Origin of the sequence: Methanosphaera sp. A6 (genome assembly GCF_001729395.1) — an archaeon.
In the GTDB taxonomy this organism is placed as follows: Archaea; Methanobacteriota; Methanobacteria; order Methanobacteriales; family Methanobacteriaceae; genus Methanosphaera; species Methanosphaera stadtmanae.
In genome coordinates this window covers 24,927-34,811 of the sequence record NZ_MAIF01000059.1, presented here as the reverse complement: position 1 = coordinate 34,811, position 9,885 = coordinate 24,927, and the positions used below count along the sequence as shown (strand labels likewise).

At 27.4% G+C, this 9,885-nt stretch carries 11 protein-coding genes and 1 tRNA gene; 1 reads left to right on the top strand and 11 read right to left on the bottom strand.

The genetic code is table 11. From position 1 onward, the window contains the following. Window positions 1-13: 13 nt before the first annotated feature. From A9758_RS02055 to A9758_RS02020, 8 genes are all read right to left on the bottom strand, one after another. Complete coding sequence (locus tag A9758_RS02055) at window positions 14-352, bottom strand: hypothetical protein (protein ID WP_011406817.1); 339 nt, start codon at window positions 350-352, stop codon at window positions 14-16. 468 nt (window positions 353-820) lie between these two features. After that, window positions 821-1,570 (bottom strand): MIP/aquaporin family protein, encoded by a 750-nt coding sequence (locus A9758_RS02050; RefSeq protein WP_011406816.1) that lies wholly within the window; start codon window positions 1,568-1,570, stop codon window positions 821-823. Between the two features lie 411 nt (window positions 1,571-1,981). Then, window positions 1,982-2,446 (bottom strand): riboflavin synthase, encoded by a 465-nt coding sequence (ribC, locus tag A9758_RS02045; protein WP_011406815.1) that lies wholly within the window; start codon window positions 2,444-2,446, stop codon window positions 1,982-1,984. A 26-nt stretch (window positions 2,447-2,472) separates the two neighbouring features. Then, window positions 2,473-3,459, bottom strand: coding sequence for a methenyltetrahydromethanopterin cyclohydrolase (mch, locus tag A9758_RS02040; RefSeq protein ID WP_011406814.1), 987 nt, complete (start codon window positions 3,457-3,459; stop codon window positions 2,473-2,475). 134 nt (window positions 3,460-3,593) lie between these two features. Beyond that, complete coding sequence (locus tag A9758_RS02035; protein WP_011406813.1) at window positions 3,594-4,223, bottom strand: thymidylate synthase; 630 nt, start codon at window positions 4,221-4,223, stop codon at window positions 3,594-3,596. 3 nt (window positions 4,224-4,226) lie between these two features. Then, window positions 4,227-5,204 (bottom strand): methionine synthase, encoded by a 978-nt coding sequence (locus A9758_RS02030; protein ID WP_011406812.1) that lies wholly within the window; start codon window positions 5,202-5,204, stop codon window positions 4,227-4,229. 120 nt (window positions 5,205-5,324) lie between these two features. Further along, window positions 5,325-6,119: a nitroreductase family protein gene (locus A9758_RS02025; RefSeq protein ID WP_011406811.1), complete on the bottom strand. Its 795-nt coding sequence runs from the start codon at window positions 6,117-6,119 to the stop codon at window positions 5,325-5,327. Window positions 6,120-6,204: 85 nt separating this feature from the next. Beyond that, on the bottom strand, window positions 6,205-7,296 hold the full coding sequence (locus tag A9758_RS02020) for a hypothetical protein (RefSeq protein WP_011406810.1): 1,092 nt from the start codon (window positions 7,294-7,296) through the stop codon (window positions 6,205-6,207). Window positions 7,297-7,597: 301 nt separating this feature from the next. Between A9758_RS02020 and A9758_RS02015 the strand changes: the two genes are divergently transcribed. Continuing rightward, a tRNA-Ala gene (locus A9758_RS02015) sits at window positions 7,598-7,671 on the top strand. An 11-nt stretch (window positions 7,672-7,682) separates the two neighbouring features. On the opposite strand, the gene A9758_RS02010 is transcribed toward A9758_RS02015, so the two are convergent. From A9758_RS02010 to hypA, 3 genes are all read right to left on the bottom strand, one after another. Next, window positions 7,683-8,720 carry a DUF354 domain-containing protein gene (locus tag A9758_RS02010; protein ID WP_011406809.1) on the bottom strand — a complete coding sequence of 346 codons (1,038 nt, stop codon included), beginning with the start codon at window positions 8,718-8,720 and terminating at the stop codon, window positions 7,683-7,685. Between the two features lie 62 nt (window positions 8,721-8,782). After that, window positions 8,783-9,439, bottom strand: coding sequence for a hydrogenase nickel incorporation protein HypB (gene hypB, locus A9758_RS02005; RefSeq protein ID WP_011406808.1), 657 nt, complete (start codon window positions 9,437-9,439; stop codon window positions 8,783-8,785). After that, window positions 9,432-9,815 carry a hydrogenase maturation nickel metallochaperone HypA gene (gene hypA, locus A9758_RS02000; RefSeq protein WP_011406807.1) on the bottom strand — a complete coding sequence of 128 codons (384 nt, stop codon included), beginning with the start codon at window positions 9,813-9,815 and terminating at the stop codon, window positions 9,432-9,434. Before hypA ends, hypB begins: the two co-directional genes overlap by 8 nt. Window positions 9,816-9,885: the final 70 nt, after the last annotated feature.

The window sequence follows — 9,885 nt, the reverse complement described above, 5'->3', positions numbered from 1 at the left end:
TAAATTTGTAAATTTAAATATTTATTTTTAAATTATTATTCACTGTGAAATGTTGTTCATTAGTTTTTCTTTGAACAGATTCCAATGTATTTTCTTGTTTTTTACGTGTTTCAATAATTCCCAGAATTTTTTCTACTTTTTCAACATCTTCACTTTTACACATCCATCCTTTTGTTTTACCAGCTACATTATTTAAATCATCAAAATTTTCTGGTGTATAATACTCAAAGTATGGTTTAATTTTTGATTTTTCAATTTCAGGAATTTCTGCTGTTAATTGATAATATTTAGTTGAAGTGTTGCAATCAACTGTTGAAAGACGTAATCTTAGTATTGATTCATTTTTATTCATAATACCATATTTTCTTATATACATAGTATATAGTATATTTTTTGGTATTTTATATCTTTATTTATTATTCAATGTTTAAATAAAATAAGAATGTATTAGAAATAGTTATAATAAATATCTTATAGTAATATGTAAAATTATCAACATCTTTTTTATTAAAAATAGATACTTTTTATTTTCTTTTAAATCAAATATTTAAATCTTTTTAAAATTTTTCTTTTTTTATTTTATTATTACTAGTATCATATTTTTATTAGTATAATTTTTCTACTAGTTTTTAAATAAAATACATCATTAAAATAATATCCTGCCTTATAAAAAAAGACTTTTTAAACTTTATAATTAAAATAAAGTAAACTTATTATTCATGAAAATAGAATATTTTTAATTCATGTTAAAAAAAATGCTAAAAGGAGGGATATGAGTAAATAAGTTCTTAAAACTCAAATACTCATAATATTTTTAGTTTTAATATCCAATCTCTTTATACAAGTATTCATATAATTGAGCACCACATATTGCTCCTAAAATTGGGGCAATAATATACACAGCTAGAACTAATAGGTCTATAGGAGTACCTGCCACTATAAGATTTCCAATCATTGGTGTTAGTGAACGAGCTGGATTAATACCAGATCCACTTATATTACCTATAGCAACAACGATTCCTAGAATTACAAGTCCAATTATCAATGCAGCAAATCCAGGTTGTGCATTTTTATCAACTGCCACAGCCATAATTGCATACATTAATAGAAATGTACCTAAAAATTCAGCAATAAACACTCCAAGTAATGTAACATCACCAAAAGGTGCTACAGATCCAAGAACACCTATAGTTGATGCTTGTTTACCAAGTATAGCTACTATTGTAAAAGTAGCAAGTAATGATCCTATTATTTGTGAAACTATGTATGGTATAACATCCTTTGTAGGAAATTTCTTTATAGACCATAATCCAATAGTTACAGCAGGATTAAAATGGGCTCCAGATATCCTAGCAAAAGCATATATTGCTGCTATTAGTGGCATTGCAAATGCAAAACCTATGGATAACCAATCACCCACTCCACCTAATGCTCCAATTCCTATGTTAAATATGTTTGTAGTTTCTACTCCTTGGGCTATTAATAATGTTACTACTACTGATAGAGTACCAAAAAATACGAGAGTATAGGTACCTATAACTTCACTTAGTATCTTTCTAAATTCAGTCATAATTATACAGCCTCCGTGTTTTATAATATTTCTACATTATTTTTATTTTTCTTAAAATGATTTTCTTATGTTAATTATATTAGATATATATCGTTTTTTACAAATTCATGTTTTGAATTGACTTGATATTAAATAATTAAAGATAACTTATAGAATAACTATTTTTTATTCATTTTTTAGGTAAATAGTATTACCTAATTATTCCCTCCTTTATCATGTTTTTTTCTATTTTTCTATTTTAATTTTTCGAGGGTAATTTCATTTTACTTGATAAATACATATAGTTTCTTGTATGTGTAGTTAAAACAAAACTCATAAAAATAGTGAAATAAGTTTCATAATCTAAACAAGCAGAGTATTAGAAAAAAAAATAAGTAAGGAGGTCATTAATTAATTATAAAAGCAATAGGATTATAATGGTCCTTTATTTTCTCGACCTTCACGTACACCAGTTCCAGCTTCTTTTTTCATAGCTTCTGGCTTAAATAACATTTTTACAAGATTATCTGCATGTTGGGTTGCACGGTTATATGCTAATTCTTTAAGATCTTTTTCATCTTTTCCTTCATCTTCATGAACAAATACTTCAAGTATATGGGTATTAGTCATTAGTTGTGCTTGTATAAGACCAGTACTTGCTTCATGAGCACATAACTTATCGATCTTTTCGCCACCAGGCATTCCAAAAGCCATAACAATGTCACAGTTTTCTTCTTCAATTAACTTTTTAGCAGCAACTGGTAAATCTTTAACACCAGGAACATAACGTTCGATATATTTAACACCAGTAACTTGTTTTTTTATTTGTTTAATTGCTGCACTTGCCATATCAAATCGTGCAAAGGTAGTACTACAAATTCCTATTCTTTTTGACATTATTTAACAACACTCCTATTGAAAAATTATTTTTCATAAATTATTTCTTTAACTTCAAAAGATTTTTTTAGACGTTTAAGATCTATAAATCCTGTGTGGAACATTTGACCAGTTATCATATCATTAACAATAACTTGTGCTGGTGCAAAAATATCCTTAGGCATTTTATAGAAATCCTGATTTGCTTCTTTAAATAATTCAATAAAGCTTTGACCATAATTATCAGAAGCAGATGATGGTAAATTAGCAGCTAATTCTTCTAAATCTTCACCTTCATCAGGTTCAATATAATAATATGCTCTTCCACCAAACATGATAGCATCATTAGTTTTACCCATAGCTTTAAGACTATCAGGATCAACTGGTGTAATAGGGGTAATACCTGCAGCATATGTAATTTTAGTAACATCGAAGTTCATTATTTCATACATTTTGTATATTCCAGTTTCAAGAGCTCTACCAGATATTTGAATAGATCCAACAAGAGAAGATGTAGGTGCAACAAGTATGGTTAAATTTTCTGGTTTTACACCACACTCATCTGCAATATAATTAGCAATATCTTCATCAGGTAATTTATCTGCTTCAAGAGTAATAACTGCAATATCTGAATCTTCAATATAGTTAGTTATTTTATAAATGTTATTATCTTTAAATTTATGTGTCTGAGCAGGTCCAGAACCTATAGCATAATATCCATTAACATCTATTTTCCATCCTGCTTTCTGAGAACCAAGAGTGGTTAATGCTGGAAAATCAGTTTTAACCTTAACAGCAGGCATAGCCATTATATCACTTAAGTCACCAGGTATTGAAATTCCAACATCACAAATTCCACCAAGACATACTTTTGTAAATAATTCCCCACCTTTAATACTTCCCTTAGCATTAACACCACAATCTATAATAGATGTTCCATTGGATAATGTTGATGGAATTACTTTTAATTTTTCTGCATCTTGAACCATTTTATCAGCAATTTTCTTTGCTGCTATGTTCATACTTTCACTCATGCTTTTATCTCCATTAAATAATAATTTAAAATATATCAATAATGAGTTATTTCTCATTATAGGTAATATAATATTATATCTAGCTTTTTATAACTAATAATTTTTCTTCTATTTTTATAAAAAAATTATTATAACTAATATTTTCTTAAAATTTCTCTACATTTATCCCAGTCATGTTCATATATATGAAGGCTCATAGCATGATGAACCATATTAACAAGTTCAGTATCTGTATTTTTAGCAACATAATAACCAACCTCTCTTATACCAAAAAGATTAGGAAATGTTGCTCCACCACAATCATTGCTTCTAAAGAAATCTGTCATATATAATTGATTATCCCTAATTAAAAAAGCTATTTCCTGTAAACAAGGGATTTCATCCACCTTGTTATCTTGAATTGGATCTATTGTAATAGCAATAGCTCTTCGGGATTGGGGACAATTATTTAATTTTTCGATACAAGTATCAATCTGATCTATTTTGAAATACTGTCTTAATCTGTTACCATATGTATATACAAATCCTTGTTCATTATCAGGATCAAGTAATTCCTTTTTATATGTTTCAAGTCTATCATCATGCCATGGTGAACATTCAGGTATGGTATTATCATTAGGATTTGTAATTTCAAGAATTACATTTTGAAGTTCCTTAGTTAAACTTCCCCTTTCATCAGTTACTTCATGTCCTTCTTGCATTATTTTTTTAACACATGTAAGCCATGCTTGTGATATTGAATTAGTACGAATAAATTTTGCCATTGTTTACACACCATTTTCTCTGAAATATTTTAAAATATCAAGTTTTTCATCTGCAATATCTTTATCTAACATACGCATTCCACAGTCAGGATCAAGTATAATATTACTACTTTTAGTAATAGATAATACATCCTTTATTGTTTTATGTACATTCTCTTTTTTATCAACAGATTTTAATTTAGTATTTACACAACCAATACCTAATAGTTTATTACAATCAGATGTCCATTTATTTTCTAGATGATCAATATTTTGTTTCATTCCTGAAAATTCAAAGTCAAGAACATCAACATTAAATTTTAATAAATCTCCTAAAACATGTTCTAGATCTCCACATACATGTAATATTACAGGAATATCTACTGAATCAACTATGATTTCAATAGCTTTTCTTGAAACTTCTATATCTTCAGCACCAGTTGAAATAAATGGTTCATCTATCTGCAGAGCACATGCTCCAAATTTTTCAATTGCTTGAGCTTCAATACTTAATGCTCTTGCCATATCATATATGGCATTTTCTTTACTAGTATAAAAATTATCAATAATTGATGAATGAACAAGTGTTGTTGGACCAGTAATTATACCTTTAATACCCTTCATTTCATGTTTAAATATACCATCTAGTGGAGCATTTAATTCATATTGAGGATTTAATGCTTTTGCTGTTTTATATGCTAATTGTAAATCACGTATAGAAATAGGATGTGCTGCAGGAGTAATTTTTCCAATGATATGTGTAGTATTTTCTATGATTTTTAATCCATTGATTTTTCTAGCAAATATCTGCACCATATCTCCTCTTACTTGTCCATCACATATAATATCAATATCTTTATTAACAAAAGAGGTAACAGTATTTTTTATTGCTTGTTTATATGGATCATATAATCCAAGTGTCTGTGTTACTTTTTCATTAAAACTTTCTGCTCTAAAACTACGTGTTGGGTAACTACCTACAATAGTTGTAATAATATTCATATTATCAAAACTCTCTGTTTTAATTATATATGTTCATATGTAAATTCTATCTAAATAATCTTTTTTTTAATAATATTTAATCATTTTATTATTTTTTTTTAAAATAATTGGAAGAATTAATTATTTATATGTTATTTTTATAGTCTTATGTGGTATTGTTCTTTTAAATTTCTTTCTAGGATAACCTATAATGAATGCACATTGCATATGCTTATTAGAATCAATATATGGGAAAAATTCCATTAATTTATCATGATTAATAACATCAGCTTTTTGTATGAAAAATGAATAAAATCCTCCAAGACCCATTGAATATGCAAGTAACTCTAGTCTTGTCATTGCAATAATAGTACTTGTTATATCAGTTGAAAATCCTAGAATCAATTGTTTTCCTTCCCAGAGTAGTGGATTATGTTTATATGATGTTTTATCTTGAAGATATTCACCTAACTGTTTTATACGAGGAAATTTATCTTCATCTTCTTTTATGATACGGTATATAAACTCTATAAATTCATCTAATTCTTTAGTAATAACTACAAATTCTGTATCTTGAATGTTTTGAGCACTAGGACTATAATATGCTGCTTCAAATAAGGTATTAAACGTTTTTTCATCTATTAGTTTATTTTTAAACCATCTAATACTTCTACGTTGTTTATATAGTTGGAGAAGATCGTTAGTTTCTATTGGAATATTCGTAGCATCATATTTTTCAACACGTTCTGGTTGATTTTCATATATCTTTAATGTTATAGTACCTGTAGGACATATTGCCATGCAATGTCCACATTCAAAACATTCATTATTGTCTACCTCATGAAGTGATGGCTTAGTTTTTATATGATTTTTAATACATACATTTTCACATAAACCACAACCAACACATCTAATACTATCAATATTTAATTTCATATGAAAACTTCCTTATAATACAGTTTTTATATTTATGTAAAATATTTTTTTCTAAAAAAAAAGAGTAAAAATGGGAGTTTATGTTTTATCTTTTTGTTGTTACAACATGTGCCATAACCATAGCACTTAAGAAGAGATAGGTTACAAGTGCTGAACCATTAATTGTCCTTGTGATAATAAACAATCCAAGAATTGTTTGAGCAATAAATGCTGATAATGATCCTATTAAAAGTGCTTCTCTTCCTATATATCGTTTACTTCCACGTTCACGTTGTAATTTATATTTATTTAATATAACAAGTCCTATGATTATAACTACTAAAATCCAAATAATTACAGCAGCTAATGCAAGATATCCAAAGTCGAATCCAATTCCAAATATTCCTGGTAAGAAATAATCTATTATGTCTTTTTTTGTAACAAGGATACCATAAAACAATGGGAATGGTAAACCAAAGGATGTTATGAATGTTAATGGTAGTGATATGTATCCATCACTATTTCCCATACTTGAATTTCCCCAATATGTAGCATTTGCTGAATGTCCAAATAAGTTAGTGTTATCAATAACTAATTTAAGACTTGAAAATTGATTTGCATTCATACGATCAATTCTTGATAATGGACTTATAATTTCCATATGTAATACTTGAGATAAACCTTCCATAATACCAAATAATAAGAACATTGCTACAACTACAAGAAGCATATTTCGTGGTGTTAATATTGAATGTTCATGTTTTCCTTTTCCATTGGTTTTATCAAGTATGAAAAATCCTATAAGAATACCTAAAATGAACATAATTAAGAAGTCACGATGAACAACTGCTCCAAAGATAGCTATACCCATAGTTTCAAGTAAAACCAACAATTTTAAATTTGATGTTCTTACACCTTGTCCTTGTAACATATACGTCATTGCCCACGAAGTTACTATAACAAATATTGCTATAGGACCATATGGGTGTGTAAACTCATGATGACTGAGCATAGGTAGTAATAGGCAAACTGCATCTATAAAAAACATCAAAGTTATTCCAGCACCTAATACCAAAGATAACATGTATACCACATTACTATTTAATGGTAGGAAATTTAAAAGTAAAAGAATTCCAATATGCATTAATATAGCAAATTCAATTATTAAGGCAAGGTGGTTTGTAGCTATTAATGCCATATAATCATCTATCCTCCAATAAATTCAATTTTTGAATCTATTTTTTTTTGAATTATTATAATTTTTGAATAATAAATTATTTCATTATAATTTAACTATGTTTATATTATTTCATTTGTTTTATTAATAATTATGTAAAATTAAAAAAATAAGTAGTTACATTTAATGGAAAGGTATGTTTATAAAAAAGTTAAAAACTAAATTAATGGTGATTATAATATCTATTTTTTAAAAAATTTATAATAAGACATAAATATTATAAAAACATATTATTAAAATAATTAAGTATTATTTTTTTAAAGGGCTAGTAGCTCAGCTTGGTAGAGTGTCGCCTTGGCATGGCGGAGGCCTCGGGTTCAACTCCCGACTAGTCCATTTTTAATGTTTTATTTATTAAATTCCTTGTATGTTTTATATATTTCATCAACAATTAAATCAATAAGATTATCTGTTTTTAATTCTACTTCTTTAGATTTTTTTGTTAATAATTCTTTAGCCAACTTTATAATTTCATTTAAATCTGTTGAACGCTTCATTAAACCTTTTTCAATGTAATATTTATCTACAGATAGTACTTTTCCAGGATAACATGAAATTACTGGAGTTTTAAGCAGTGCAGCTTCACGATTCATAGTACCTCCAGCGCCAATTAAAAGATCTGCTCTTTTTGTTAAACTAAATGTATCTACAGGTGTTTTTATAACATGTACATGTGGAATATCTTTAAATATTGTACTTTGTGCTTTAAATCTAGGAATAACTAGTATGTTTGCAATGTCTTTTAATTCATTAACAATTGGTGTTAGTACAGACTTTGTACAATCAGTATGTAAGTATGATGCTAATGAAGGCTCAGGTCTCATTAGAATAATTTTTTTATTATCATCTAAATCTAAGTTAAGAGTTTCTAATATCTTTTCATTGTATTTAAAATCCTCAAGATGAGTAATTTCACAGGTTCCATTGTATTGTACAATGTTGTTGGGATTCATTCCAAATTTAATAGTATTCCATACATCAAAGATTTCTGGAATTATTAATTTGTTTGTTAATGGAAGTGTTAATTTATTAGCAGCAATTGCATGTTCATTATCTAAAATAAAAATATTTGGAATTCCAAGTCCAAAAGCTACACGTGGAAGTTCAATTGAATGTTTAGTAATTGCAATATCAATATCTTCTTTACTAATAAATTTGGATAGATCGTATGCTCTTTTTGTACTGGATAATAGTTTTTCTTCAAGAGTAACTCCATGATCACCAATAGATGTATATTCTAATCCAAAAATATCAAGTAAATCATGAATATTTGAAAAATCTCTAGCAGTTATTAGTACTTCATGTCCATCTTTTCTTAATTTTTTAATAATTCCATTAAAAAATCGTACATGGGGTGTATTTACAATATCTATCCATATCTTCATAACAATAGCATCCTATTTATTATTTTTTTAAAAAAAAAGTAGATAAAATAAGTTTTTAAAACTTATTCTTTATTTTGGAATTTCTTGTATAGACTAATAATTTCATCTACACCTTCACCAGTTTTTAAACTACATTTAACAACAGGTATATCAGGATTTATTGTTTTAACATCTTCAACCATTTTATCAGCATCTGCACCTACAGCTTCAGCTAAATCTACTTTGTTGATAATAGCCATGTCTGCTCCTTTAAAAATCATTGGATGTTTCTCAGCAGTATCATCACCTTCAGTTACACTGATAATAACTGTTCTAACATGTGCTCCAAGATTAAAGTCAGCTGGACAAATTAGGTTTCCTACATTTTCTATGAATAATATGGAAATGTCATCTAATGGGATATCAGGTAGTGCATGTTCAACAAGATGAGCATCAAGATGACATTCTTTTCCAGTATTAAGTCCTTTTACAGGTACATTTTTATTTTCAATTCTTTTTGCATCGAATTTACTTAGTATATCTCCTGCAATAACACCGATTTTATCATCCATTTCATCAATTAAAGTTTCAAGAAGTGATGTTTTACCAGAACCTACAGCTCCAACTAAATCAACAGCAAAAATATCTTTTTCTTCAAATTTTTTTCTATTTTCAGAAGCTAATTTATCATTAGCTTGGATTATGTCTTGTTCAACTTCTATACTAGCAATATTATGCATTTTCATCTTCCCTCTCAATTTTTATAGTTTTAATATTACATTCTTGTCCTTTTAGAATATGAACATGAGTGTTGTCACATTCAGGACAGGTGGCTACAGCCATTAAATGATCCATACCTTCATCAGTTTTACTAATTCCATGAAAACCACAATCTTCACATTCTACTTCAATAGGTATCATGTTAATTATGATTTCAGCATCCTCGAAGATAGTATCTTCTCTTAAAATATCCATCATAAAACGTAACTGTTCAGGATTAAGCATAGTGAGTTCTCCAACTTCTAAAATGGCTTCAGTTATTTTAATAGCATTATTTTTCTTTGCAGTATCAAGTATAGCTTCAACCATACTATTTGCCATGGATAATTCATGCATTTTTTTTTAACTCCACTATTGTATTTTTCAATATAAATTAATTAATTTATTTTTATTTTATTTTTCTTTG

Bases quoted from the DNA above. Each gene is read 5' to 3' on its own strand.
- A9758_RS02010 (WP_011406809.1), bottom strand. From the start codon at position 8,720: ATGAAGATATGGATAGATATTGTAAATACACCCCATGTACGATTTTTT.
- A9758_RS02035 (WP_011406813.1), bottom strand. From the start codon at position 4,223: ATGGCAAAATTTATTCGTACTAATTCAATATCACAAGCATGGCTTACA.
- ribC (WP_011406815.1), bottom strand. From the start codon at position 2,446: ATGTCAAAAAGAATAGGAATTTGTAGTACTACCTTTGCACGATTTGAT.
- hypB (WP_011406808.1), bottom strand. From the start codon at position 9,439: ATGCATAATATTGCTAGTATAGAAGTTGAACAAGACATAATCCAAGCT.
- A9758_RS02055 (WP_011406817.1), bottom strand. From the start codon at position 352: ATGAATAAAAATGAATCAATACTAAGATTACGTCTTTCAACAGTTGAT.
- A9758_RS02025 (WP_011406811.1), bottom strand. From the start codon at position 6,119: ATGAAATTAAATATTGATAGTATTAGATGTGTTGGTTGTGGTTTATGT.
- A9758_RS02050 (WP_011406816.1), bottom strand. From the start codon at position 1,570: ATGACTGAATTTAGAAAGATACTAAGTGAAGTTATAGGTACCTATACT.
- hypA (WP_011406807.1), bottom strand. From the start codon at position 9,815: ATGCATGAATTATCCATGGCAAATAGTATGGTTGAAGCTATACTTGAT.
- A9758_RS02020 (WP_011406810.1), bottom strand. From the start codon at position 7,296: ATGGCATTAATAGCTACAAACCACCTTGCCTTAATAATTGAATTTGCT.
- mch (WP_011406814.1), bottom strand. From the start codon at position 3,459: ATGAGTGAAAGTATGAACATAGCAGCAAAGAAAATTGCTGATAAAATG.
- A9758_RS02030 (WP_011406812.1), bottom strand. From the start codon at position 5,204: ATGAATATTATTACAACTATTGTAGGTAGTTACCCAACACGTAGTTTT.